Origin of the sequence: Alkalimonas delamerensis (assembly GCF_030717955.1) — a bacterium.
GTDB classification, from domain to species: Bacteria; Pseudomonadota; Gammaproteobacteria; order Enterobacterales; family Alteromonadaceae; genus Alkalimonas; species Alkalimonas delamerensis.
In genome coordinates, this window is the sequence record NZ_JAUZVY010000001.1 from 562,109 (window position 1) to 588,351 (window position 26,243).

Below are 26,243 nucleotides of genomic sequence, written 5' to 3' on the forward strand. Positions count from 1 at the left end.
ATAAGGTAATTTTTGCTCAGCAGGGGAAGGAAACATGAGCAGCCTTACCAAAGTTGGCATTGCCGTTGGCGTCTTTGTATTGGGGATCGTCCTGGTGGCGCTTGTTGTGTTGACGGCACCCGAATCGGTCACCACCGACAGTGACCGTGCTCAGGCGCCTTTAGTCAGTACCGAGCTGTTACAACCAAGAGCCCACCGTTTTGAAGTCCGGGTTTTTGGGGAGGTACAGCCGCAGGAAAAAACCCGGTTGATGCCTGAGGTCTCAGGTCGGATCAACGCCATTCATCCCAACTTTATTGCCGGCGGTTTAATTCACCAAGGGGAAGTACTGGCCAGGCTGGATGATGCTGATTATCAGGCGGCCGTGTTGTCGGCTGAAGCCGGTTTGGCTGCTGCCAAGTCGGTGTTGGAGCAAGAGCGGGCCCTGGCCCGGGTTGCCGCCAGAGAGCTTAGTCATCTATCGCCGGAAGAAGTCTCGGCCCTCGGGCTGCGCAAACCGCAGCTGCACAGCGCCGAAGCCGGTGTGAAATCGGCGCAAGCCGCCTTGCAAAAAGCGCAGCGCGATCTGGAGCGTACCCGCATTGTGGCACCTTACGATGCGCTGGTGGTGAGCCGTCAGGTCGGGTTGGGGCAGGTGGTGTCGGCTGGCTCGGCACTGGGTGAAATCTACAGTGTGGAACAGGCGGAGATCCATCTGCCATTGGCCGGTTTTGATGCGCGCTTTTTACCTCAACCCGTGGCGGGCATTCCGGCACAGGTGCTGTTCGATGGCCAGCAACGCTCTGCAGAAGTGGTGCGGGATCTGGGTCTTATTCATGGCCAAACCCGGATGGGCCACCTGGTGGTTCGGGTCGAGGACCCTTACGGCATGCAGGCAGAGCAGCCGGTGTTGCGCTTTGGGAATTATGTTGAAGTGGTGTTGGCGGGGCTAACCCATCCGGCGCTGTTCGATGTGCCGCAAGATGCTGTCCACAGCCAGCATGTCTGGCTGCTTAACCCGGATCAAACTCTGCGCCGGCAATCCGTGCAGGTACTGCGGCAAGAGGGCAGCCGGGTGCTGATCGAGCAAGGGCTCAGCGCTGGCGATGAGCTGGTGCTGCTGGCACCCAGTTTCCCGCAGCCAGGCATGCAGGTGCGTACTGAATCGGGCCACGACGAACTGGCGAAAGTGGAGTAAGGCATGGATCACATTGACCCCAAACGCGGTATTATCGCCTGGTTCGCCAACAATCCGGTCGCTGCCAACCTGATGATGGTATTTATATTGGTGATGGGCTTTGTCACCTACAGCAGCATTCAGCGTCAGATGTTTCCACAAGTTGAAGTGAATTACGTGCACATCAATGCGACTTTTCGTGGTGCAGCACCGCAGGAAATCGAAGAAGGCATTTTGATAAAAATCGAAGAAGCCTTGCAGGACATCGAAGGCATCAAGCGAATTCGCAGCTTTGCCTGGCGTGGCGGTGGCCGGCTTAGCATTGAGCTGGAAGTCGGTGAAGACATCAGCAGCCGCCTCGATCAAATCAAGCTGCGGGTTGACTCCATTGGTACCTTTCCATCCGGCATGGAGCCTTTGACCATCTATCAGGTTGAGTGGCGACAGCAAGCGGTGGAGCTGGTACTGACCGGTAGTGAGGACTCGCTGGAGTTGAAGGCGATGGGGCGGGAGATCCAGAACGAGTTGCTGCTGCTGGAGCAAATTAACTTTGTCAACTTTAGCTCGATGCCGGCCTGGGAAGTGGCGGTCGAAATTGCGCCTGAAACTTTGCAGCGTTACAACCTCAGCTTGCAGGATGTCAGCCGGGCGATTCGCAATCACTCGGACAATCTGTCGGCCGGGATGATCCGCAGTGAATCCGGCATGATCGCCATTCGCTCAGAGCAGCGTGCATACCGTGCTGCCGACTTTGCCCGTATTCCGGTGATTTTTGGGCCTCAAGGTGAGCGGGTGCTGCTGGGTGATATTGCGGCAATCTCCGATGGTTTTGAAGAGCGAATCAATTACATGCGCAGCAATGGCCGCAATGCCGCATTTTTGCAGGTACAGGCTTCCAGTAGCCAGTCGCTGCCCGATGTCGCGCGCAGTGTGCATCAATACCTGGCCTACAAAAACGAACAGCTGCCCGAGGGCTACCAGCTTGAAGCCCTGGTGGATATGACCTATTACCTCAATGGTCGCCTGAACATGATGTGGAGCAACCTGCTGCAAGGATCGGTGCTGGTGTTTTTGATGCTGATGCTGTTTTTGCGGGTAAAAGTGGCCTTTTGGGTGATGCTGGGCTTGCCGATTGCCTTTTTGGGCGCCATCTGGTTGATGCCTTTTGCCGGCGTTACCATCAACATTGTCACCTTGTTTGCCTTTATCATGGTATTGGGGATTGTGGTCGATGATGCCATTGTCATAGGGGAAAGTGCCTACCATGAAACCGAACAACGCGGCCACAGTGTCGATAACATCGTCCGGGGAGCCAGGCGGGTGGCCACACCTGCGACCTTTGGTGTCTTGACCACCATCGCGGTCTTTGCACCCTTTATGTTTGCACAGGGCATGGAGTCGAATGAGTTTCGCAATATTTCCATTGTGGTGGTGCTCTGTCTGGTATTCAGCCTGATCGAGTCCAAACTGATTCTGCCGGCACACCTGGCGCACAGCAACATCAAGCCCTTGTCGCCCAACCATTGGCGCAGTCGCTTTCAGGCCAGGTTCCAGCAGCTGATAGAGCAGCGCTACCAGCCATTTTTACGCCGTTGCATCAGCCACCGCTACGCCACGCTGGCTGCTTTTGTCTCGCTGTTGATGGTCTGCATCGCACTGATGGCTTCCAACCACCTGCGAGTAGTGATGACGCCACCGGTACCGCATGATTACCCATCCATTCGTTTTGAGATGCATCAAAACGCCTCCGAGCAGCAAACACTGGAAAGTCTGCTGGCCATTGAAGCCATGATTTACCAGCAAGAGGAGCGGGTGCGTGCAGAGACGGGTAAGCCGCTGGTGCAGGATGTGTTTGCCTTTTTAAACAGCCAAACCAGTGGCGAAGTCTTGGTGACGCTGGTACCGGAAGACGACCGGCCTTTCAATGCCTTTACCCTATCGCGGCGCTGGCGCGAAGCCATGCCCGAATTGCCTGGCGTGCGCTTGACGCGTGTGATTGACGATGTGCTGAGCATGGGCGGGCAGAACAATCTGGAATACCGTTTGTTTGGTCGCGACATTGACCAGTTGAACCGCGCTGGGTTGGCGTTGATTGCCGATCTGGCAAAAGTGCCAGGGGTCTTTGATCTCAGCTCAACCATCGACTCGGCTGGTAAGGAGCTGAACTTGCAGTTAAAGCCGGTTGCCTACCAGCTGGGGTTAACACCGGCTGATTTGGCGTCTCAGGTCGGTGCAGGCTTTTATGGTCTGGAAGCGCAGCGGATGATCCGTGACGGCGATGAAGTTCGGGTGATGGTGCGCTACCCCAGACAGCAGCGTGAGCAAATCGCCGCCCTGGATTACAGCAAGGTTCGGCTGCCATCGGGGGACTTTGTCTTGCTGGGCGATGTCGCAGAGCTGGTTGAAACACCGGGCATTTCCCGCATCAACCGGGAAAACGGTTTTCGCACGGTGCGGGTCTCGGCCAATGTCGACCAGGCCCAGGTCACCACCAGTGAAGTGGTACGCTTGGTGCGCTCGGATATCTTACCGGATTTGCTCGAGCGCTTTCCCGGCGTCCGCACCGAGCTGGGCGGCCAGATTGAAGAGCAGCAGCGTCAGCGCGACCAGATGTTTTTGTTCATGATTGCCGGCTTACTGATGGTGTACATTCTGTTGGCTATCCCGCTGAAAAGCTACAGCCAGCCACTGATTGTGATGTCGGTGATCCCCTTTGGCATGATAGGTGCCGTGCTGGCCCACTTTGTCTTTGGCATGAATCTGTCGCTGTTTTCATTTTTCGGCATGATTGCCGCGGCCGGGGTGGTGATTAACGACAGCCTGGTGCTGACCGATTACGTCAATCAGGCCCGCCGGGAGGGCTTGTCGATGACCGATGCGGTGGTACGTGCCGGTAAGATGCGTTTTCGCGCCATCTTACTGACCTCCTTAACCACCTTCTTTGGTCTGGTGCCCATTATGTTTGAAACCAGTTTGCAAGCGCAGTTTGTGATTCCGATGGCGGTATCGCTGAGCTTTGCGGTGCTGTTTGCCACCTTAATTACCCTGGTGCTGGTGCCTTGCCTCTACCTGATTTTGGAGGATTGCAAACGACCGTTCAAGGCATTGAAGAGACGGCTCTTCAGCCGTAATGCTACGGTGGATGCAGCATCCTGATACTTTGAATCTGCTCTGGAATCAGCGCTAAACGACAAGCGGGCTCAATGAGCCCGCTTGTCTTTGCGATACCCGGTGCGCTTTTTAGGATCAATGCTGCTTGTTGTGACAGCAATCCCTGCCTATGCTGGAGAACTGTTTTTTAAAAGGTGTGTACCATGCGAAAATCGTTTCTCTTGGCCTTCGGATGTGTTGTTTGTGCAGTTCAGGCGCAAGATAGCCCTCAGGCTTTTGTCGGGGCAACGCTGCTGACGATGGATGGTCCGCCCATTGCCAATGGCACTCTGTTGGTGGATCAGGGCCGGATTGTAGCGGTCGGCAGCCAGGTTGCCATACCCGCAACGGCAACAGTGCACCAGCTGGATGGCAAAGTCATTATGCCGGGTCTGGTGGATACCCATTCCCACATTGGCCAGGTGGCTGGTGCCGATCGCAGTGCACCGATCCAGGCGGATGTGCGGGCACTGGACTCCATCAACAGCCGCCATGCCGGCTTTATGAAAGCCAGGGCCGGTGGCATTACTACCGTGAATGTGATGCCGGGCTCCGGGCATTTGCTAAGCGGGCAAACCAGTTATCTGAAGTTGCGCAATGCCAGCAGCATTGAGCAGCTGGCGATACGCACCGAGTCGGGGGGCATGGCTGGGGGCATTAAAATGGCCAATGGCACCAATCCACTGCGGGCTTCGCCTTTTCCTGGTACCCGTGGCAAAGCGGCTGCATTAATGCGCGCTCAGCTGGTGTCCGCTCAGGAGTACTGCCAGCGCCGTGAGTCCGACAATCCCCCGGCTCGCAACCTGGGGCAAGATGCGCTTTGCGAGGTGTTCAGTGGCGAACGCATTGTCCACCATCACAGCCACCGTCATGACGATGTGCTGACGGTGTTGCGCCTGGCCGACGAGTTTAACTTTCGGGTGGTGCTGCACCATGTCAGTGAAGGTGCTCTGGTGGCTGATGCCATTGCCAAGGCAGGGGTCGCTGCCTCCATCATCCATATTGACAGTCCCGGCGGCAAGCTGGAGGTAATGAACTTGCTGCCCGACAATGGCAAGGTATTGGCTGATGCCGGGGTGCTGTTGGCGTACCACACCGACGATCCCATTACCGATTCCCGCTTGTTTTTGCGCTCCGCTGCCATGGGGGTTCGCTTTGGTCTGGATCGCGAGACCGCGCTGCGCTCCGTCACCATCAATGGTGCCAAGATGCTGGATCTGCAAGATCGTGTTGGCAGCCTGACAGTCGGCAAAGATGCCGATTTTATTGTATTAAGTGGTGATCCGCTCAGTCTTTATACCCGGGTGGAGCAAACCTGGGTGGAGGGCGAGCAAGTGTTTGATTTGAACAACCCCGAGCATGCACTTTTTGCTACCGGGGGCTATGGTGCCGGTCGCGATCAAGTGGCCAGTGATGTTCTGCAGTTGGAGGCCGCACAATGATTACCAGACGCAACGCCTTATCCGGCTTGGTGGGCCTGTGCCTGCTGAGTAGCCCGCTGCAGGCTGAATCCATGTTGGTATTGGCCGACAGGCTCTACACCAAAAACGGGCCTGTGATCGAGTCCGGTGCCGTGCTGATCCAGGATGGTAAAATACGCCAGGTTGGACGCCAGGCGGAGATCCGCCCACCAGCTGGCATTCAGACCTTGCATGCCGCTGTAGTGACACCGGGTCTGATCGATGCCAGAACTGTGGTGGGACTGGCCGGTTATCTGAATCAGCCGCACGATCAGGACCAACTGGAAAACTCAACCGCCATGCAGCCGCAGTTGCGTGCGCTGGATGCCTTTAACGCCCGGGAGCGACTGGTCGATTGGGTGCGCAGCTTGGGCGTCACCACTTTGCATACCGGCCATGGCCCGGGTGCACTGATTTCCGGCCAGACCATGCTGCGTAAAAGTTATGGGGCTCAGGTCGATGATGGCTTAATGCAACCGCTGGCGATGATTGTGGCACAGTTGGGGCCCGGTGCTTTTGGCGCCGAGAACCGCAGCCCCGGGACCCGCTCCAAGCAAATTGCCATGCTAAGGCAACAGTTGATCCGGGCGCAGGAATACCAGCAGCAGTGGCAGGTGGCCGAGGAAGGCAAAGCGCCTGCCCGTGATCTGGAGTTGGAAGCACTGGTTGCGGTACTGGATGGCTCGGTGCCTTTGCTTGTCACCGCCTATCGTGAACAGGATATGCGCTCAGCCCTGCGCATTGCCGATGAGTTTGGGATCCGCATTGTGCTTGATGGCGCTGCCGAGGCCTACTTAATGCTGGATGCCATCAAGGCGGCCGGCGTGCCGGTGATTCTGCATCCGACCATGGCGCGTCAATTTGGTGAGCTGGAAAATGCCAGCTTTACCACGGCGCAGCAACTGCACCAGGCGGGCATTCCCTTTGCATTTCAAAGTGGTTACGAAGCCTATGTGCCCAAAACCCGGGTGGTGCTGTGGGAAGCGGCCATTGCAGCTGCTTACGGGCTACCTTTTGAAGCCGCATTGGCAGCTATCACCATTGATGCTGCCAAAATCCTCGGTATTGAACAGCAGGTCGGCTCCATTGGCGTCGGCAAAGATGCCGATCTGGTGCTCTTTAGCGGCGACCCCTTTGAATACACCACCCAGGTGCGTCAGGTGATCATCAATGGCCAGCTGGTCAGTGATGAGCCGCATTAAAGCTGCTGTTGTTGGCGCTGATTAGCGTTCGCTCTAGGGAGTCGTGGCTTTGACTTCGGCGACAAAACTGCCCTGTGCCAGCCGGGTATGCACCTGCTGGCCGGGTTGCAGCTGGCTGGCATCGGTCAGCACCTGCTGCTGCGCATCAAAGCTAATGCTGTAACCCCGGGCCAGTGTTGCCAGCGGGCTGACGGTATCAAGCCGTGCCAGCAGCAGCTGCCAGCGTTGCTGAGGCTGTTGCAGCCGTTGCCGGATTGCTTGTGACAACGCTTTTTGCAACGGCTGCAACTGAGCACGTTGCTGCTGCAAGGTGCGAACCGGCGATGCCAACCGCAGCCGCTGGTCCAGCAGTTGCTGCTGAGCTTGCAGGCGCTGCAGCTGCTGTTGCATCCGCCGTTGCAACAGCAAGCCTACATCATCCAGCCGCTGTTGCTGTTGCTGCAGCTGCCGCGCTGGGTGGCGCGCCTGCAACCGTTGGCTGAGCTGCTCAAGCCGGGGGGAGAAACGCTGCAGCAATTGACGCTGTGCCTGCACCAGAGCCCGGCGCAGCCGGTGCAGCCGTTCCATCAAATGCAGTTGATCGCTCGAGACCAGCTCTGCAGCAGCTGAGGGCGTGGCAGCGCGGATATCGGCCACCAGATCGCTGATGGTGACGTCAATTTCATGACCTACTGCGCTGACAATGGGCACCGGGCTTTGTGCGATCAACCGGGCCAGTGCTTCGTCGTTAAAGCACCACAGATCCTCCAGCGAGCCGCCTCCCCGGCCGATGATCAATGCATCCACTTCATCGCGGCGGTAGGCGGTGGTCAACGCCTGGCACAATTGTCGGGCCGCACTGGCACCTTGCACCAGACTGGGGTACAGAATCACTTCCATGCCAGGAGCCCGGCGCTGCAACACCGTTAAAATATCCCGGATGGCGGCGCCGGTAGGGGAGGTGATGATGCCCAGGCGCTGGATCATGGCAGGCAAAGGGCGCTTGCGCTCAGACGCCAGCAAGCCATCCTGCAGCAAGCGAGCCTTGGTCTGTTCAAATTGCAGCTGCAATGCACCGCTGCCGGCATCTTCCAGCAGCTCGGCCAGCAACTGGTAGTCCCCTCTGGGCTCATAGACGCTGATGCGGGCTTTGATCAGCACCTGCTGGCCGTTTTGTGGCCGCACGCTGGCCATGCGATTGTGCTGCCGAAACATCGCCACCTTCACCTGAGCCCCGCTGTCTTTCAGCGAGAAATACCAATGCCCGGACCCTGCCGCGACAAAGTTCGACACCTCGCCTTGCAGCCAGATGCGCTGGAATTGCTGCTCCAGCACCATCCGGACTTCGCTGTTCAGTCGGGACACGGTGTAAATGTCGTTGTTTTGCATGTGGATAGCCAAAGCCTGCTGTGAATAGGGCCTTACTCTAACATAAAACTAAAAAATCGTTTGTTCCAGCGGCGAAAAAGCGTTAAAATTGCGCCGCAACATTCCTTAGGTTTTTCCAGAAGCGAGATTGTTGCGATGCTCAGGATCAAGAAAGAAGCCCTTACCTTTGACGACGTGTTACTGGTACCGGCGCACTCCACCGTACTGCCCCATACTGCCGACTTACGCACCCAACTGACCGACAGCATTTCGCTGAATATTCCGATGGTTTCCGCTTCGATGGATACCGTGACCGAAGCCCGTTTGGCCATTGCATTGGCGCAAGAAGGCGGCCTTGGTTTTATCCACAAAAATATGACCATTGAAGAACAGGCCTCGCATGTTCGTCGGGTGAAAAAATACGAAAGTGGCGTGGTGTCGGATCCGGTCACCGTATCGCCTGAGATGACGGTCCGTGAAGTTCAGGCCCTGGCGCAGCAACACGGTTTCTCCGGTTTCCCGGTGGTGGATGCCAACCACAATCTGGTCGGTATTGTTACCGGCCGTGACATGAGCTTTGAAGCCAGTGCTGGCACCAAGGTCGCTGAGCTGATGACACCAAAAGATCGCTTAGTGACGGTGAATGAGCAAGCCTCACGTGAAGCCGCCTTCAAACTGATGCATCAGCATCGCATTGAAAAAGTGCTGGTGGTGGACGATGCCTTTAAATTAAAAGGCCTGATTACCGTTCGCGATTATTACAAAGCCGCCAGCAAGCCAAACGCCTGCAAAGACGAACTGGGCCGTTTGCGGGTTGGCGCTGCCGTCGGTGTGGGTGCCGGTACCGACGAGCGCATTGCCGCTTTGGTCGAAGCCGGGGTCGACATTCTGCTGATTGATACCTCCCATGGCCATTCGCAGGGGGTGATTGACCGGGTGAAACAAACCCGTGCTCAGTACCCGGACTTGCAAATTGTTGCCGGCAATGTCGCGACCACCGAAGGTGCCAAAGCACTGGCAGAAGCCGGTGCCAATGCAGTGAAAGTGGGCATCGGCCCAGGCTCTATTTGTACCACCCGTATTGTCACCGGCTGTGGTGTGCCGCAAATCACCGCCATTGCTGATGCAGTGGAAGGGGTGAAGGGCACCAAGGTGAAAATCATTGCCGATGGCGGTATCCGCTTCTCCGGTGATGTTGCCAAAGCTTTGGTGGCGGGTGCCCATTGCGTGATGGTTGGTTCGATGTTTGCCGGTACCGAAGAGTCACCGGGTGAAGTTGAGCTGTATCAGGGACGTTACTACAAATCTTACCGCGGCATGGGTTCGCTGGGCGCGATGTCGCAGCGGCATGGTTCGTCCGACCGTTATTTCCAGGGCAGCGACAACGCCGAGAAACTGGTGCCGGAAGGTATCGAAGGCCGGGTGGCGTACAAGGGCCCGATTGAAAACATTATTCACCAGCAAATGGGCGGTCTGCGCTCTGCGATGGGCCTGACCGGCAGCGCGAGCATTGAGGTGCTGCGCACCAAGCCGGAATTTGTCAAAGTGACTGCCGCTGGTATGGGCGAGTCGCACGTGCACGATGTGCAAATTACCAAGGAAGCGCCGAATTACCGCATGGGCTAAAGGCTGCGCTTTACAGCGGCTGGCGCTTGCCAGCCGTTTGTTTTAACAACGATTGGATTTAAAAAGGTCCCTATGAGCAAAAACATTCATCTGCACCGCATTCTGATCCTGGATTTCGGTTCCCAGTACACCCAACTGATTGCCCGCCGTATTCGTGAAATCGGCGTTTATTGTGAGCTGTGGGCATGGGACGTGACCGAGGAGCAAATTCGCGACTTTAACCCAACCGGTATTATCTTATCCGGTGGTCCGGAAAGCGTGGCTGCGGCCAACTCACCCCGTGCGCCACAGTATGTGTTTGAAGCCGGTGTGCCGGTGCTTGGCATCTGTTACGGCATGCAAACCATGGCTGAGCAGCTGGGTGGCAAGGTGTCTTGCTCCGATATGCGTGAGTTTGGTTATGCGCAGGTGGAAGTCATTGCTAAAAACCGTTTGTTTGCCAACATCGAAGATCACATCAGTGCCAGCAATACAGCGCTGGTCGATGTCTGGATGAGTCATGGCGATAAAGTCATCGAAATCCCGGCCGGCTTTGAAACCGTGGCCCGCACCGATACCTGCCCGCATGCTGGCATGGTCGACGAAGCGCGCCAGTTCTACGGGGTGCAGTTCCACCCGGAAGTAACCCATACCCGTCAGGGTCTGCGGATGCTGGAGCATTTTGTGGTGGATATTTGCTGCTGCGAAAAACTCTGGACGCCGGCTTCCATCATTGAAGATGCCATTTTGCGCATTCGTGAGCAGGTCGGTGACGACGAAGTCATTCTGGGCCTGTCCGGCGGTGTTGACAGCTCGGTCACTGCTATGTTGCTGCACCGGGCCATTGGCAGCCAGCTGACCTGCGTTTTTGTCGACAACGGCTTGCTGCGGCTAAACGAAGCCCAGCAGGTGATGGACATGTTTGGCAACCACTTTGGTCTGAACATCATCCATGTCAGCGCTGAAGATCGCTTCCTGGATGCATTGGCGGGCCAGAACGACCCAGAGCAAAAGCGGAAAACCATTGGCCGGGTCTTTGTCGAGGTGTTCGACGAAGAATCGCAGAAGCTGAAAAATGCCCGCTGGCTGGCGCAAGGCACCATCTACCCGGATGTGATTGAATCGGCAGGCTCTGCTACTGGCAAAGCCCATGTGATTAAATCGCACCACAATGTTGGCGGCTTGCCAGAGCACATGAAAATGGGCCTGGTTGAGCCACTGCGCGAGCTGTTTAAAGACGAAGTGCGCAAAATCGGCCTGGAGCTGGGCTTGCCGTACGACATGCTGTACCGCCACCCATTCCCAGGCCCGGGCCTTGGTGTGCGGGTGCTGGGCGAAATCAAAAAAGAGTACTGCGACTTGCTGCGCCGTGCCGATGCGATTTTTATCGAAGAGCTGCACAAAGCGGACTTGTACCACAAAGTCAGCCAGGCCTTTGCTGTCTTCCTGCCGGTTCGCTCGGTTGGGGTAATGGGCGATGCCCGCAAGTACGACTGGGTGATTTCATTGCGTGCGGTTGAAACCATCGACTTTATGACGGCGCACTGGGCCCACCTGCCTTACGACATGCTGGGCAAGGTATCCAACCGCATTATCAATGAAATCGACGGCATCTCCCGCGTGGTGTACGACATCAGCGGCAAGCCACCGGCGACCATTGAGTGGGAATAAAGCCCTAAGCGAACCTAAAACCCTGGCTCCGATGCCGGGGTTTTTTTATACTCAGTGAATCAAAAGCCCAGTGACTCAAAAGTTAGGTAATAGGCCCGGCACTGCTCTTTGTTTGGCCTGATTCCTGGGTGTCTTGGCCGACTTTGATGGAACATGCAGCTGAGGTGGGGTTGTAGCAAGACCCAACAAGCCGAGCAGAGGGTGTTGGCAGAAATTCAAGCTATCACTCATTGGCAAAAGATGGCTTAATAGCGTCATGCATACGACCAGTGGATGACGGGGGAGCTACCATGATTTTAAAGAAAGCTGTTGCATGAAATCTATCATTAAAGTGGCATTGGTGATTTTGTTGGTGATTGTCGGTTTGCCAATATTGATGTTTGCTTTGGTGCTTTCTTTTGGTGCTGATGGCATCTGTGGCAATGACATTTATGCGGAAATTCACTCTCCGGACAGGCGGTACAAAGCCATTGTTTTCCAGCGTGATTGCGGCGCAAGCACGGACTTCAGTACCCAGATTTCTATTTTGAAGAACAACGCAGCGCTGAAAAATAAAAGTGGCAATACGTTTATTGTCAGAGGTCATCCGGATGCCCATGCGTTGGAATTGAAATGGCTTTTAAACAAGGAATTACTCATCAATAGGCAACTTGATGGTTCCGAGGTCAAGGCTGCACAAAGTCAGGGCTGGTTGAATAAAATTGAAGTCAGTTATGCCGTAAGTGATAGTTAACCGAACACAGTACCCCAGGCCCATGGCAGCTGGTGGGGCACCTGCGAACACGCGCTAAACACATAACAACTAACACAACTGCAAAGTAAAGTGCCCGGGAGGGGCTGTGGAAGCAATCGAAAAAACGCTGAACTTTATTGTCGAGATTGAACAACTCAAAGACGTGTATCGAAAAACTAGGCCGGTTGGGCTTGATCGATTTGAGAACTCGGCCGAGCACAGCTGGCATGTGTGTCTGGCAGCCTTGATGCTGAAAGACTTTGCCAATGAGGCCGTTGATATTCACCGGGTGATCAAGATGCTGTTGATTCATGATCTGGGCGAAATCGATGCCGGCGATACCATCATTTATGCCAGCGAAACCAGCGACAACAAAGCCAAAGAAGCAGCCGGGGTTCGCCGCTTGTTGCAGCTGTTGCCTGCTGAGTTGGCGCAGGAATTTACTGCGCTCTGGCAGGAGTTTGAAGCCGGCGAGACGGCAGAAGCCCGCTTTGCCAAAGCCATTGATAGAGTGCCGCCATTACTGCATAACCTGCTTGGCGATGGCCACAGCTGGAAAACGCATGGCGTTACAGCCGACCAGGTCTTTTCCGTCAACCAGCGCATTGCCGCTGGCAGTGAAGCCCTCTGGTCGGTGATGCGTACCAGGCTAGAGGCTGCGGTTCGGGATGGGCTGTTGAAATGACGGCCGACGAGCGGCTTTTCTTTTGCGTTTTTCCGATCCGTGCTACATTAACGGCATAATCTTTCAGACTATTCTGCTGCCAGGACTTTATGACAGAACCGGTTAAACCTGAATCTCAGCCGCGTAAAGGCATCTATTTACTGCCAAATTTACTCACTACCGGCGGCTTGTTCTCCGGCTTTTATGCCATCATTTCATCGATGAACGGCCACTTTGAAGCCGCGGCCATTGCTATTTTTGTAGCGATGATCTTTGATGGCCTCGATGGCCGGGTAGCGCGCCTGACCAATACCCAAAGCGAGTTTGGCGCCCAGTACGACAGCATGGCCGATATGCTGTCCTTTGGCATGGCGCCGGCCATGGTGATGTACAACTGGGCACTGTCGGATACCGGCAAATTTGGCTGGTTGGCGGCCTTTTTGTTCGTCGCCTGTGCCGCCCTGCGATTGGCGCGTTTTAATGCCAACTTGTCGGTGACCGATGGGCGTTTCTTCCAGGGGTTGGCAAGCCCTGCCTCAGCGGCCTTGCTGGCCGGTCTGGTCTGGACCGGTGCTTACTACGAGCTGGATGGCCAGGGCTTGGGCTTTTTGTTTGGGATTCTGACCATACTTGCTGGCCTGCTGATGGTCAGCAATTTCCGTTACCACTCCTTCAAGGATGTAAACTGGCGCGACAAAGTGTCTTTTGTCACCATTTTGCTGGTGGTGCTGATCTTTGTGGTGATAGCGGCACGACCCGCTGAAATGTTGCTGCTGATTTTCCTGTTGTATGCCTGCTCAGGCCCCATTACCACCATTCGCTCGGTCAACAAGTTGAAGCTTGAGCACGTGGTGGGGGATGTTAATCCAACCGACTTTGAAGAGCCTCAGGCAGAAGAGTCAAACAGCGAGCAAGACCCGCAACAGCAAGAAACCAAGGGATAAAGCGCCGTGATGCCTTGTCGCGGCCTTGTTTCCAAAGTAGAGTAAGCGGCAGGCTTGGCCTGTCGCTCCGTAATGCGAGCCTTCAATTGAGGAAGGGTATCCGTTGAACTCATTGCTTTCACAACGTCTGGCAGCGCTCTCTGCTGCCGAACATCTTAGCAGCATTCGTGGCATCCAGCGTGGACTGGAGCGCGAGTGCCTTCGCATTCAGCCCAATGGCACCTTAGCGCAAACCGGGCATCAGCCGGAGCTCGGAGCTGCTTTGACCCACCCGCTGATCACCACGGACTTTTCCGAGTCGCTGCTGGAATTTATCACCCCGGTCTCGACAGAGATCGAGACCACCTTAAACCAGCTGGCCGATATCCATACCTTTACCCTGAAGCAACTGGGTGAGGAGCGATTGTGGCCCCTGAGCATGCCGTGCTACATCGCCCATGAAGATGAAATCCGACTGGCGCAGTACGGTAGCTCCAATGTTGGCCGGATGAAAACCCTGTATCGCCAGGGGTTAAAGCGCCGTTACGGCAGCATGATGCAGGCCATCAGTGGGGTCCACTTTAACTTTTCGTTTCCAGCTGGCTTTTGGCAGCACTACGCTGCTGTTTTAGGGCAGCCCGAAGTTGAGCAAGATTTTATTTCCGCGCAGTACCTGGCCTTGGTGCGCAACTACAAGCGCATGGCCTGGCTTATTGTGTACTTGTTTGGTGCCTCGCCTGCGCTGTGCAGCTCTTTTTTGCAGGGGCGGGACAGCAAATACCCATTTCAGCAATTGGGCAAGGGCAGCTTGTACTTGCCTTATGCCACCTCACTGCGGATGAGCGATTTGGGCTACACCAACAGCGCCCAGTCGCGGCTCAAGGTCACCTACAACTCGCTGGATGAGTACATTGCCGGTTTGCATCAGGCCATTACCATGCCATCGGAGGAGTACGCCGATATCCCTTGCTCTGCTGAGCAGGGATTTCAGCAGCTGAACAGCAATATTTTGCAAATCGAAAACGAGTTTTACTCGACCATTCGGCCCAAGCAGACCACTCAAAGTGGTGAGCGGCCGACCTGCGCCCTGGCTGCGCGCGGCGTAGAGTACATTGAAGTACGGGCGCTGGATGTCAATCCATTCAGTCCGCTTGGGGTAAGTGCCGAGCAAATGCGCTTTTTGGATGTGTTTTTGTGCTATTGCCTGTTGCTGGAAAGCCCTGAGCTGAGCCATGACGATCAGCTGGTGACCGAGCAGAACCTGAAAAAAGTCGTGACCGATGGCCGCCGGCAAAATCTGGAGCTGCAGCAGCAGGGGCAGCCGCGCTTGATGCAGGACTGGGCTGAAGAAATTTTTGCTGATTTAACGGCTGTAGCGGCCTGGCTGGATCAGGCCTATGGTGGCAGTAGCTATCAGGACACGGTCAAAGGATTTTACCTTAGCCTGCTGGACCCGGCTCAGACCTACTCCGGTCGCTTGCTTCAGCTGCTGTTAAGCAAGCAACAGGACAATGGTCCTTTTGCATTGCAGTTGGCAGAGCAGTACCGCAGTCAGTTGCTGGCGCGGGATTATCAGCAGTACGATGACGCTGCCATGCAGGCGATGGCCGCTCAGTCGCATCGGCAGCAAGCCTCGGTAGAGGCAGCAGATACCTTGAGTTTTGAGCAGTACTTGCAGGATTACTTTGCACCCAAGCCTTGTTCGTTGTAGCAAAAAAAAGCGGTCACCAGGAGAGGGGTGACCGCAGACAGGATTGAAATCCAGGGAAACGTAAAACTCGATTAAGCGTCCTTGCACTTTGTTAGAAGCACCCAACCAGATAAAGTTCAGATGAAAATTAAAAAACTTTTAATGCCGGTATTTTTTGTTGCAACACTGCTGTTGGCCGGTTGCAGCACACCACCACCGCAGAACAGCAGCAATATTTGCGATATCTTTAAAGAGCACCGCTCCTGGTACCGGGCTGCGGCCAATACCCGTGACACATGGGGCGTGCCGATCCATGTGCCGATGAGCATGATGTTTCAGGAAAGCAGCTTCCGGCATAATGCCCGGCCGCCGATGCGCTATTTCCTTGGCTTTATTCCCTATGGCCGTGCCAGCTCGGCCTATGGTTACTCTCAGGCCAAAAATGAAACCTGGGCCGATTACCAGCGCGAAACCAACCGCCGATTCGCCAGTCGCAGCAACTTTGCCGATGCGATGGACTTTATGGGTTGGTACATGGATAAAACCCATCGGCTGAACGGGGTATCCAAATGGGACGCCTACAATCAGTACCTGAATTACCATGAAGGTTGGGGTGGTTACCGCCGCGGCAGCTACCGGGACAAGGCCTGGTTGATTGCCGTTGCGCGCCGGGTTGATGACCGAGCACAAATGTACGCGACTCAGCTGGCAAGTTGTGAGCGTGAGCTGCAGCGAGGCTGGTTCCGTCGTTTGATTGGCTTTTAATCTAAGCGCGTCCTAACAGCTTGATTGCAGAGCGGCGGTTAATCCCGCCGCTTTTTGGACAGCGGAAACAGCCGGATGGTTTTAATCATGTTGTCTTGCACCTCAACTATTTCCAGCTTGTAACCAGCCAGTTTGAGGCTAAGGCTGCCTTGCGGGATCTCTTCCAGATACTCCAGTACCAGCCCATTGAGGGTTTTAGGGCCATTGGTCGGAAAGTTAAGCTGCAACTCCCGGTTCAGGTCGCGCAGGTTGATGCCACCTTCCACCAGCACGGTGCCATCAGGTTGCGGAATAATTTCTTCGTGATTGTCTTCCAGCGCATCGGTGGTAAAGTCGCCGACCACTTCTTCTAAAATATCTTCCAGCGTAACCAGGCCTTGGATATCGCCGTACTCATCCACCACCAGACCGATGCGTTCTTTGGAAGCCTGGAATTTGAGCAGCTGAGTGCTCAGCGGCGTGCCCTCGGGTATGTAGTAAATATCCCGCACCGCCCGCAACAAAGTGGCCTTGCTCAATTGCTTTTTCAGCAAAGGCCGCACCAGATCGCGGGTATTGAGAAAGCCCAGCGCATCGTCGATGGTATCGCGGTACAGCAACAAGCGGCTGTGCGGCGAGTTCGCCAGTTGGCGTACCAGCTGCTTCCAGTCGTCGTTGACATCCAGCCCATTGATTTCATTGCGTGGGATCATGATGTCTTCGACTGTGGCATGCTCCAGATCCAGCACCCCAACCAGCATGTTCTGGTGCTGCTCCGGAATAAGGGCTCCCGCTTCGTGCACCACAGTACGAAGCTCTTCGGCGCTTAAACTGTTGCCCTGATGCTGCTCGGCGCTGATACCAAACAGTTTCAAAAAGGTATTGGTAATCTGATTCACCAGCCACACGACTGGGTACAGCAGCTTGAGTAGGGGCTTTAAAATAAAAGAGCTGGGAAAGGCCACCCGCTCCGGGTGCAGGGCTGCCAGCGTTTTTGGCGTGACTTCGGCAAACACCAGAATCACCAGCGTCAGGCCAAAGGTGGCCACGGCAATACCAATATCCCCAAACAGCCGCAGACCAATGATGGTGGCGATGGCTGAAGCGGCGATATTGACCAGGTTGTTGCCAATTAAGATCAGGCCAATCAGCCGATCAGGGCGCTTCAGCAGTTGGCTGACCCGGACCGCGCCTTTGTCCTTTTCATTGGCCAGGTGCTTTAACCGGTAGGGATTCACCGACATCATGCCGGTTTCAGAGCCAGAGAAGTACGCGGAAATCAGAATAAGTACGCCAAGAATAATAAATAAAGTACTGGTGGCTATCGCGTCCAAATCTGAGTTACCTGTATGACCTAAGGGAGTTCGAAAGCATAGTATGGTTGCTGCTTAAGCAGATGTAAAACATCAAAAGCCACCGTTTAACAGCACTTCACGCACAAAACGGCTACCAAAATAAGCCAGTGTGAGCAAGATGCTGCCCAGCAGCGTCAGACTGATGGCGGTTTTACCTCGCCAGCCCAGACGGGCATGGCCCCAGCTGAGCATGGCAAAGACACCAAAAGCCAGCAAGCTCAGCACATTTTTATGCAGATTGTGTTTGGCAAACCAGTCGCCGGTAAACAGGGCACCGCTGAGCAGAGTGATGCCCAGCAGCAGGGTGCCGATCAGCAGCAAACGGAATTGCAGCAGCTCTGCCTGCATCAGTGGTGGCAACTGCGAGGTCATGCTAAGTGCTTTGTGCTTTAGCTTGTAACTGATGTAACTGACCTGCACGCTGTACAGCGTCGCCAGGATCAGGATGACATAGGCAATAAAGGCCACCAGAATGTGCAGCAGCAACATTGGGCTCTGATCAATCTTCACCAGCTGGGTGCCTTGTGGCAGCACCAGCACGCCAAGTTGCAGTAAAGCTGCCACCCCATAGACCACTGGCAGCAGTAAAATAAGGGGCGAGCGCAATGCTGTCAGAGTGACGGCCATGGTAATCAACCAGCTGACCAGCGAGCTGACATTGAGCAGACTAAAGTTTTGCCCTTCGGCGGTAAATAAAGCCGAGGATAAATGGATGGCATGCAGCACCAGGCCCAGACAAGCGGCGCTAAAGGTGAGTTTCAGCGCCGGCCCGGCCGGGTGAAACAAACGATTCAAAACTGTGCCCGCAGCCACGGCATAGGCCACCATGGCAAGCAGCGGTAACAACAGCGAGTGCATGCAAAACTTTCCCTGAATTACAGTCAGATAGCCATTGTATTGCAACTTGCCACGAATACCAATGCCTAAAGCGGCATCAGTGGTTGTTTCGCAGCACAGCAGCAAGTGAATACGCGCTGGTACGGTGGCTGACGCCATCATCGGACTCAGGTATACTTACCGCTAGATATCGAATGCAGGACCATGCCATGTTTGAGAATTTATCCGAGCGGCTGACCCGTACGCTGAAAAACATCAGTGGTCGGGGCCGGCTGACCGAAGACAACATCAAAGAAACGCTACGCGAAGTGCGGATGGCGCTGCTGGAAGCCGATGTGGCCCTGCCGGTGGTGCGCGACTTTGTGGCGCAGGTGAAAGAAAAGGCGGTTGGCCTTGAGGTCAGCAAAAGTCTGACCCCGGGCCAGGAGTTCATTAAAATCGTGCGCAAAGCGCTCGAAGAAGCCATGGGGCAGGCTAATGAAGAGTTGGCGCTCAATACCCAGCCGCCGGCCGTGGTGCTGATGGCTGGATTGCAAGGGGCGGGTAAAACCACCTCGGTGGCCAAGCTGGCGCGCTTTTTAACCGAGCGTAAAAAGAAAAAAGTGCTGGTGGTCAGCGCCGACGTTTACCGTCCGGCGGCAATCAAGCAGCTGCAAACCCTGGCCAACGAAGTGGGGGTGGAATGCTTCCCCAGCGATGTGTCGCAGCAGCCGGTTGATATCGTCAATGCGGCCATTGCTCATGCCCGTACCCGGATCTTTGATGTGCTGCTGGTGGATACTGCCGGTCGCTTGCACGTTGACGAAGGCATGATGCAGGAAATTCAAGCGCTGCATGCGGCCGTAACGCCGATTGAAACCCTCTTCGTGGTGGATGCGATGACTGGCCAGGATGCGGCCAATACCGCCAAAGCCTTCAACGATGCTTTGCCTCTCACCGGCGTTATTCTGACCAAAGCTGACGGCGATGCCCGCGGCGGCGCTGCCTTGTCGATTCGCCACATAACCGGCAAGCCGATTAAATTCATTGGTATGGGTGAAAAAGTCGACGCGCTCGAGCCATTCCACCCGGACCGGGTGGCTTCGCGTATTTTGGGCATGGGCGATGTACTGAGCCTGATCGAAGAGCTTGAGCAAAAAGTCGATAAAGAAAAAGCGGCCAAGGTGGCGCAGAAAGTTATGAAAGGCAAAGGCTTTTCACTGGAAGACTTTCGCGATCAGTTGGGTCAGATGCGCAACATGGGCGGCATGATGTCGATGATGGACAAACTGCCAGGCATGAAGAACCTGCCAGCCAATGTCGCCGGCCAAATGGATGATAAACAGTTTATCCGGATGGAGGCCATCATCAACTCGATGACACCCAAAGAGCGCCAATTCCCTGATTTAATTAAAGGCTCACGCAAAAAGCGCATCGCTGCAGGTTCTGGCACTCAGGTGCAGGATGTCAATAAGCTGCTGAAGCAATTCACCCAGATGCAGAAGATGATGAAGCAGGTGTCAGGCAAAGGTGGCATGATGAAGATGATGCGCGGCCTTGGCGGCAAGTTGCCACCTGGGATGCTGCCCCCCCGATAAACCGCGAAATGCCTTGCAATCAGGGCAAAAATCCGTACAATGCACCAGCCCTCCGAACCGTCGGAGGTGTTGGTATTTTTAAAACCTGAACGAAAACTTAGAGGACGGTATGGTAACTATTCGTTTACAACGTGGTGGCGCGAAAAAGCGTCCTTTTTACCAAGTTGTGGTTGCGGACAGCCGTTTTTCCCGTGATGGCCGTTTTATTGAGCGTGTTGGTTTCTTCAACCCAATCGCCAGCGGCACGGAAGAAAAACTGCGTCTGGACCTGGAACGCGTCGAGCATTGGGTTGCACAAGGTGCATCTTTGAGCGAGCGTGTTGCTAATCTGGTAAAAACAGCTAAGAAAGCTGCGGCTTAATTTAGCACTGTCTGTGGAGTTGTCGCTTGAGTTCGAACGATGAACTAATTCTGGTTGGCAAATTTGGTGCGGTTTACGGCATCAATGGCTGGCTGAAAGTGAACAGCTATACGGATTTCCCGGAAGGGATTTTTGACTACACACCCTGGGTTGTCAGTGTTCAGGGGCGTCAACAACGAGTGCAGGTCACCAGCTGGAAACGCCATAGCAATGGTTTGATTGCCAAGCTGGATGGGATCTCCGATCGCGATCAGGCTCAAAGCCTGGTCAATGCCGACATCGCTGTGCCAGCCAGTGTTTTGCCTGCGCTTGGCGAAGGCGATTACTACTGGAAAGATCTGATGGGTCTGGCCGTAGTGAATGAGGCGGGTTATCACTTAGGTGAAGTCAGCGATTTAATGGAGACCGGCTCCAATGACGTGCTGGTGGTGAAAGCCAACCGCACCGATGCATTCGGAAAAAAAGAACGGTTGCTGCCTTTTTTAACCGATAGGGTCATTAAGGAAGTGAACCTGACTGAGCGACGTATTGTCGTCGACTGGGATCCCGCGTTTTAATGCCGGAATCAAGCAAACTTTGGGTTGGGGTGGTTTCCCTGTTCCCGGAGATGTTTCAGGCCATAACGCAGTACGGGGTGACCGGGCGGGCTTTACGCCAGGGGCTGATTGATGTGCAGTGCTGGAATCCGCGGGACTTTACCACGGACAAACACCGCACCGTCGATGACCGGCCCTATGGTGGTGGACCCGGCATGTTGATGATGGTACAGCCACTCACCGATGCCATACGTGCAGCCAAGGCTGCTGCAGGTGGCAAAGTGCACACCATCTATCTTTCGCCGCAAGGCCGGAAGCTGGATCAACAAGGGGTGCAAGAGTTGGCGCAGCACAGCAAATTGCTGTTGGTCGCGGGGCGCTACGAGGGCATTGACGAGCGCGTGATAGAAACCGAAATTGACGAAGAATGGTCAATCGGCGATTACGTGTTAAGTGGGGGCGAGTTACCGGCCATGACGCTGATTGATGCAGTGTCGCGTTTGGTACCTGGCGTGCTTGGGCATGATTTATCGGCAGAGCAGGATTCGTTTGCATCCGGTTTGCTGGATTGTCCGCACTACACCCGGCCCGAAGTGTTGGCAAACAAAGAGGTACCGCCGGTTTTACTGAGTGGTCACCACGAGAAAGTCAGACGCTGGCGTCTGAAACAGGCCCTGGGTAGGACCTGGTTACGACGGCCAGATATGTTAAATTCCCTGGCTCTGACTGAGGAGCAGCAACAGTTACTGGCAGAGTTCCAACAGGAACACCAGACGCTGCAGCAGAAAGACAGTTAACTCCAGGTAAAGAGAGATTGTTATGAGCAAAGTAAGCCAAAACATCATCAAGCAGCTTGAAGATGAGCAACTGAAGCAGGACGTACCTGCTTTTGCCCCGGGTGATACCGTGGTTGTTCAGGTACGTGTTAAAGAAGGCGAGAAAACCCGTCTTCAGGCCTACGAAGGTGTCGTGATTGCCAAGCGCAACCGCGGTCTGCACTCTTCTTTCACCGTGCGTAAAGTATCAAACGGTGAAGGGGTTGAGCGTGTGTTCCAAACACACAGCCCGCTGGTAGAAGGCATCACCGTTAAGCGTCGCGGTGCGGTACGTCGTGCCAAACTGTACTACTTACGCGATCGTTCAGGTAAATCAGCGCGTATCCGCGAAAAGCTTAACTAAGCGCTTTTGCTGCATTAAAAAAGGCTGGCCACTGGGCCAGCCTTTTTTTATCGCTGACTTGCAGTTGCTGCTGCGCTCTGGCAGTGTAGCTGTATGCAAGCACCGCTTCCTGCCCCACAATTAACCCTGTTGCAAGGCCAGCTGGAAACTCTGTTGTTGCAGCAGTCTGGTGTGCAAACCGAACAAGCTCTGCTGCAGCGGCTAGGGCTGCAATTGAGCCCCGTTCCGGCCGATGCCAACCATGCACTCTTTCAGCGCCACTTTGTGCTACAGCATTTGCTGTACCGCATTCAGCAGCAATGGCTGGATGATGAACTGGCCTGGTTGCAGATCGATCTCGCCCGGGTCGAATTGCTGCCTTACCAGGGCCAGCAGTTGTCTGCTGAGGATCAGGGGCGTGCACTCTGGTATCTGGACTGGCACAATTTTTACCAGATGGATGCCGCTACCTTGCAACAGCAATTGGATGCGTTTTGGCAACACTATGCCAGCCAAAGCTCTGCTCCAACTCCTTCATTTAGTCATCAACAGGCCTGCAGCTTACTCGAACTCGACTGGCCTTGCGATCTCACTACCATAAAGCGGCAGTACCGCAGTCTGGCTTTGCAGCATCACCCGGATAGAGGCGGAGACGCTGACAGCTTCGTCCAGATCCGAATGGCTTATCAGCAACTTAGAGCTGAATTTCTTTAGGCTGGCATCCGGCTGACTTGCTGTTCATTATTCATTACATTCTGGTGACTGTGCGTTTTTCACTAAAGCGTTTTAAAAATAGGCCTTGCCAAGGGTTGAACTCCATGGAGTATCTGCGTACACTGTATTTTTGTAATTAAAAGAGTACGGTCTGTATTCTTAAGTTTACAGTTGGTGCCGACCTGCTCCGATCAGACAGCAGCGATGACAAAGCTGCCTTAAACTTGAAGCTGCCTAAAGAGGAACCTTACCATGACCACCCGTGTAGATGACCTGCGCATCAGCTCTGAGCGCCTGTTAAGCCCACCCAATGTATTAAAGCAGGCTTTGCCATTGTCGGAGCAGGGCGCCTTATTTGTGCAGCAAGCCCGCCAAACCATTGCCGACATTATTCATGGCCGGGATCCGCGTCTTTTGGTGGTGACCGGGCCTTGCTCCATTCATGATCCTGTGTCGGCACTGGAGTACGCAGAGCGCTTAAAAGAGCTGCAGCAACGCTACAGCGATAGCCTCTACATTGTGATGCGGGTTTACTTTGAAAAGCCACGCACTACGGTGGGTTGGAAAGGCTTTATCAATGATCCGCATTTGAACGATTCGTTTGATCTGGAGACTGGCCTGACCTGGGGCCGCGAGCTGCTGCTCAAACTGGTGGAAATGGAACTGCCCACCGCAACCGAAGCGCTGGATCCTATTAGCCCGCAGTACTTGTCCGATTTAATCAGTTGGGCGGCGATAGGGGCCCGCACTGTGGAGTCGCAAACCCACCGCGAAATGGCCAGTGGTTTGTCGATGCCGGTCGGCTTTAAAAATGGCACCGATGGCAACCTGAGCATTGCTTTGAATGCCCTGCAGTCGGCCGCCAGCCCGCATCGCTTTATTGGTTTGAGTCAGCGAGGCGAGGTCGCTTTGGTCGAAACCAAGGGCAACCCGGATGGCCATATTATTCTGCGGGGTGGCAAGCAGCCAAATTACGATGAAAAAAGCATCGGCGAAGCCGTCGCTGCCCTGGACAAACTGGCGCTGGCCACTGCGGTAGTGGTGGATTGCAGCCATGGCAACTCCAACAAAGATCACAATCGCCAGCCAGAGGTGGCCACTGCGGTGATAGCGCAGCGCCAGGCTGGCAACAAAGCCATTATCGGCATTATGCTGGAGAGTCATTTGCATGCGGGGCGGCAGGACATTGTCAATGGCAAAGCACCTTTGTATGGCGTCTCGGTGACCGATGCCTGCATCGACTGGGACACCACGGCAAAGCTGCTGGCTGAATGCCATCAGCGGATGCAGCAAAGCTTGGTCGCTGCTGCATGAGTAGTTCGCCAGAGCAACAGGCGCTGGCGCCACTTCGGGCACAAATCGATGCGCTGGATGCCGAGTTGGTGCAGCTGCTGGCCAAGCGAGCCGAAGTAACCGCCGAAGTTGGTCGGGTCAAGCAGCAGTTTGGTTTGCCGGTCTACATGCCAGCACGAGAACAAGCGTTATTGCAAGCCAGGCGCGAGCAAGCCACCCAGCATGGTTTATCGCCAGAATTGATCGAAGATGTACTACGCCGGGTGATGCGCGAGTCTTACCAGACCCAAGAGCACAGCTTTGTGTGCTGCCGACCAGCCGGTGGCAAGGTGGTGGTGGTCGGTGGTGCCGGCGCACTTGGCAGCCGTTTTGTCAGCCTGTTTCAACGCTCCGGCTATCAGGTGCAGGTGCTGGAAGCCGATGATTGGCCCAACGCCAGCGCATTATGCCAGGAGGCGGCATTGGTTTTGATGGCGACTCCAATCACCTTAACCTGCCAGCTGATTGCCCAATTGCCTGAGTTGCCAGAAGATTGCGTGTTGGCTGATATCACCAGCATCAAACAGCAGCCGTTGGCTTGCATGCTGGCCAAGCATCGTGGTCCGGTGCTGGGTTTGCACCCGATGTTTGGCCCCGATGTCAGCAATTTGGTGAAACAGGTCATAGTGGTGTGTGATGGCCGTTTTGCCGAACAAAGCGATTGGCTGCGTCAGCAGTTGGTGGTTTGGGGGGCCGAGCTGGTCGAGCAAAGTGCGGTGGTGCATGATGAGCGAATGCAACTGATCCAGGGCATGCGGCACTTCACCTCCTTGGTGTATGGGGTGCATCTGGCCGAAGAAAATGCCAACTTGCCCGAGCTGTTGGCGCTCAGTTCACCGATTTACCGGCTGGAGCTGGCGATGATCGGTCGCTTGTTCGCGCAAAATGCCGAGCTATACGCCGACATTATGCTGTCTTCGGCCCAAACCTCGGCACTGCTGGAGCGCTATCTGCAGCGCTTTCAGCAAGTCTTGTCCTTGGTGCAACAGTCCGACAAAGCGGCCCTGATGACTGAGTTCAATAAGGGCAAAGCCTATTTTGGTGAGCTGGCCGGGCAGTTTCTTGATGAAAGCCGTCAGCTGCTGCAAAAGGCCACCGATGGCAGAAGCTAAGCTTCTGCCAATTGGTAGGCTGTGCGGATCGCTTGCCAGGCCTGTTCGGGCGTATCGACAAATTGAATTAAATCCAAGTCCTCTGCACTGATCACGCCGCTTTCAACCAGCAAATCAAAGTTGATTAAACGCCGCCAAAACGTCTCATCGTACAAAATCACCGGTACCGCTTCGGCCTTTTTGGTCTGCAGCAAAGTCAGGGTTTCGAAAAGCTCATCCAAAGTGCCAAAGCCACCCGGGAAAGCAACCAATGCGCGGGCCCGCTGTAAAAAATGCATTTTACGAATGGCAAAATAGTGAAATTGAAAGCAAAACTCCGGTGTAATGTAAGGGTTGGGGTTTTGCTCTTTAGGCAGCACGATGTTGAGGCCAATACTGGGGCTGCCGGCTTCCATTGCCCCCCGGTTGGCTGCTTCCATAATGCCAGGACCGCCACCGCTGATGATGGTCAGCTTTTCCTCCGGGTGCTGCTGGCCATGCTCGGCTACCAGATAGGCAAAATCCCGTGAGGCCTGATAGTAACGACTGTTATGCAGATCGCGCAGTGCTTGCTGCCGTTGCTGCTGCCGTGCTTTGTTGTCCGGTTCAGCAGCCAAAGCGGTTTCGGCCTGCTCCAGCGCAGCTTTTGCTTCGCCAGGTGCTAAAAACCGGGCACTGCCAAACACCACAAGGGTGGCATCAATGCCATGTTGCTCCATCACCAACTGCGGTTTCAAATACTCCAGTTGCAGCCGAACATGCCGCAATTCATCCTGCAGTAAAAAGTCATGATCAGCAAAGGCCAGGCGATAGGAGGCGTGGTCTTGCAATTGATTGATGGCATCGACGGAGTCCTGGGCACTGTTGAAGTGGCGTTTGTGCAAAGCATTGGGCGTTGACATAAGAACCTCTGTAAATGGTTGTTTTCTAAGCAGCT

At 54.9% G+C, this 26,243-nt stretch carries 23 protein-coding genes; 19 read left to right on the plus strand and 4 right to left on the minus strand.

The genetic code is table 11. From position 1 onward, the window contains the following. Positions 1-34: 34 nt before the first annotated feature. The 4 genes from Q3O59_RS02610 (at position 35) to Q3O59_RS02625 (ending at position 6,968) form a co-directional block, all read left to right on the plus strand. Positions 35-1,177 carry an efflux RND transporter periplasmic adaptor subunit gene (locus Q3O59_RS02610; RefSeq protein ID WP_305944107.1) on the plus strand — a complete coding sequence of 381 codons (1,143 nt, stop codon included), beginning with the start codon at positions 35-37 and terminating at the stop codon, positions 1,175-1,177. 3 nt (positions 1,178-1,180) lie between these two features. Then, complete coding sequence (locus Q3O59_RS02615) at positions 1,181-4,312, plus strand: efflux RND transporter permease subunit (RefSeq protein ID WP_305944108.1); 3,132 nt, start codon at positions 1,181-1,183, stop codon at positions 4,310-4,312. A 158-nt stretch (positions 4,313-4,470) separates the two neighbouring features. Then, complete coding sequence (locus Q3O59_RS02620) at positions 4,471-5,748, plus strand: amidohydrolase family protein (protein ID WP_305944109.1); 1,278 nt, start codon at positions 4,471-4,473, stop codon at positions 5,746-5,748. Next, positions 5,745-6,968 carry an amidohydrolase family protein gene (locus Q3O59_RS02625; RefSeq protein ID WP_305944110.1) on the plus strand — a complete coding sequence of 408 codons (1,224 nt, stop codon included), beginning with the start codon at positions 5,745-5,747 and terminating at the stop codon, positions 6,966-6,968. Before Q3O59_RS02620 ends, Q3O59_RS02625 begins: the two co-directional genes overlap by 4 nt. A gap of 33 nt (positions 6,969-7,001) precedes the next feature. On the opposite strand, the gene xseA is transcribed toward Q3O59_RS02625, so the two are convergent. Continuing rightward, positions 7,002-8,336 (minus strand): exodeoxyribonuclease VII large subunit, encoded by a 1,335-nt coding sequence (gene xseA / locus Q3O59_RS02630; protein ID WP_369812338.1) that lies wholly within the window; start codon positions 8,334-8,336, stop codon positions 7,002-7,004. A gap of 135 nt (positions 8,337-8,471) precedes the next feature. Between xseA and guaB the strand changes: the two genes are divergently transcribed. From guaB to Q3O59_RS02665, 7 genes are all read left to right on the plus strand, one after another. Then, positions 8,472-9,941: an IMP dehydrogenase gene (guaB, locus tag Q3O59_RS02635; protein ID WP_228590199.1), complete on the plus strand. Its 1,470-nt coding sequence runs from the start codon at positions 8,472-8,474 to the stop codon at positions 9,939-9,941. Between the two features lie 72 nt (positions 9,942-10,013). Then, on the plus strand, positions 10,014-11,591 hold the full coding sequence (gene guaA / locus Q3O59_RS02640) for a glutamine-hydrolyzing GMP synthase (RefSeq protein WP_228590197.1): 1,578 nt from the start codon (positions 10,014-10,016) through the stop codon (positions 11,589-11,591). A 313-nt stretch (positions 11,592-11,904) separates the two neighbouring features. Continuing rightward, on the plus strand, positions 11,905-12,324 hold the full coding sequence (locus Q3O59_RS02645) for a DUF5412 family protein (protein ID WP_305944112.1): 420 nt from the start codon (positions 11,905-11,907) through the stop codon (positions 12,322-12,324). Between the two features lie 106 nt (positions 12,325-12,430). Further along, a complete protein-coding gene (locus tag Q3O59_RS02650) occupies positions 12,431-13,009 on the plus strand; it encodes an HD domain-containing protein (protein ID WP_305944113.1) in 579 nt (192 codons plus the stop codon). A gap of 89 nt (positions 13,010-13,098) precedes the next feature. Beyond that, positions 13,099-13,932 (plus strand): CDP-diacylglycerol--serine O-phosphatidyltransferase, encoded by an 834-nt coding sequence (gene pssA, locus Q3O59_RS02655; protein ID WP_305944114.1) that lies wholly within the window; start codon positions 13,099-13,101, stop codon positions 13,930-13,932. Between the two features lie 103 nt (positions 13,933-14,035). Then, positions 14,036-15,622, plus strand: a complete 1,587-nt coding sequence (gshA, locus tag Q3O59_RS02660) for a glutamate--cysteine ligase (RefSeq protein WP_305944115.1) — start codon at positions 14,036-14,038, stop codon at positions 15,620-15,622. 120 nt (positions 15,623-15,742) lie between these two features. Next, complete coding sequence (locus Q3O59_RS02665) at positions 15,743-16,366, plus strand: transglycosylase SLT domain-containing protein (protein WP_305944116.1); 624 nt, start codon at positions 15,743-15,745, stop codon at positions 16,364-16,366. A 38-nt stretch (positions 16,367-16,404) separates the two neighbouring features. On the opposite strand, the gene Q3O59_RS02670 is transcribed toward Q3O59_RS02665, so the two are convergent. After that, the gene (locus tag Q3O59_RS02670) at positions 16,405-17,679 is read right to left on the minus strand and encodes an HlyC/CorC family transporter (protein ID WP_228593362.1); all 1,275 of its coding nucleotides are present in this window, start codon (positions 17,677-17,679) and stop codon (positions 16,405-16,407) included. 72 nt (positions 17,680-17,751) lie between these two features. After that, complete coding sequence (locus tag Q3O59_RS02675; protein ID WP_305944117.1) at positions 17,752-18,696, minus strand: cytochrome C assembly family protein; 945 nt, start codon at positions 18,694-18,696, stop codon at positions 17,752-17,754. 50 nt (positions 18,697-18,746) lie between these two features. On the opposite strand from Q3O59_RS02675, the gene ffh reads away from it, so the two are divergent. The 8 genes from ffh to tyrA all read left to right on the plus strand — a co-directional run bounded on the left by ffh (position 18,747) and on the right by tyrA (position 25,327). Then, the gene (gene ffh, locus Q3O59_RS02680) at positions 18,747-20,114 is read left to right on the plus strand and encodes a signal recognition particle protein (RefSeq protein WP_305944118.1); all 1,368 of its coding nucleotides are present in this window, start codon (positions 18,747-18,749) and stop codon (positions 20,112-20,114) included. A 109-nt stretch (positions 20,115-20,223) separates the two neighbouring features. Then, positions 20,224-20,475: a 30S ribosomal protein S16 gene (gene rpsP, locus Q3O59_RS02685; RefSeq protein ID WP_228613285.1), complete on the plus strand. Its 252-nt coding sequence runs from the start codon at positions 20,224-20,226 to the stop codon at positions 20,473-20,475. A 26-nt stretch (positions 20,476-20,501) separates the two neighbouring features. After that, positions 20,502-21,032 carry a ribosome maturation factor RimM gene (gene rimM / locus Q3O59_RS02690; protein WP_305944119.1) on the plus strand — a complete coding sequence of 177 codons (531 nt, stop codon included), beginning with the start codon at positions 20,502-20,504 and terminating at the stop codon, positions 21,030-21,032. Then, positions 21,032-21,808 (plus strand): tRNA (guanosine(37)-N1)-methyltransferase TrmD, encoded by a 777-nt coding sequence (gene trmD / locus Q3O59_RS02695; RefSeq protein WP_305944120.1) that lies wholly within the window; start codon positions 21,032-21,034, stop codon positions 21,806-21,808. Before rimM ends, trmD begins: the two co-directional genes overlap by 1 nt. A 22-nt stretch (positions 21,809-21,830) precedes the next feature. Beyond that, positions 21,831-22,190 (plus strand): 50S ribosomal protein L19, encoded by a 360-nt coding sequence (rplS, locus tag Q3O59_RS02700; RefSeq protein WP_228613278.1) that lies wholly within the window; start codon positions 21,831-21,833, stop codon positions 22,188-22,190. 93 nt (positions 22,191-22,283) lie between these two features. Continuing rightward, a complete protein-coding gene (locus tag Q3O59_RS02705) occupies positions 22,284-22,883 on the plus strand; it encodes a DNA-J related domain-containing protein (protein WP_305944121.1) in 600 nt (199 codons plus the stop codon). A 252-nt stretch (positions 22,884-23,135) separates the two neighbouring features. Beyond that, positions 23,136-24,197 carry a 3-deoxy-7-phosphoheptulonate synthase gene (locus tag Q3O59_RS02710; protein WP_305944122.1) on the plus strand — a complete coding sequence of 354 codons (1,062 nt, stop codon included), beginning with the start codon at positions 23,136-23,138 and terminating at the stop codon, positions 24,195-24,197. Further along, a complete protein-coding gene (gene tyrA / locus Q3O59_RS02715) occupies positions 24,194-25,327 on the plus strand; it encodes a bifunctional chorismate mutase/prephenate dehydrogenase (RefSeq protein ID WP_305944123.1) in 1,134 nt (377 codons plus the stop codon). Before Q3O59_RS02710 ends, tyrA begins: the two co-directional genes overlap by 4 nt. On the opposite strand, the gene Q3O59_RS02720 is transcribed toward tyrA, so the two are convergent. After that, positions 25,324-26,208 carry an LOG family protein gene (locus Q3O59_RS02720; protein WP_305944124.1) on the minus strand — a complete coding sequence of 295 codons (885 nt, stop codon included), beginning with the start codon at positions 26,206-26,208 and terminating at the stop codon, positions 25,324-25,326. The genes tyrA and Q3O59_RS02720 overlap by 4 nt on opposite strands. Positions 26,209-26,243: the final 35 nt, after the last annotated feature.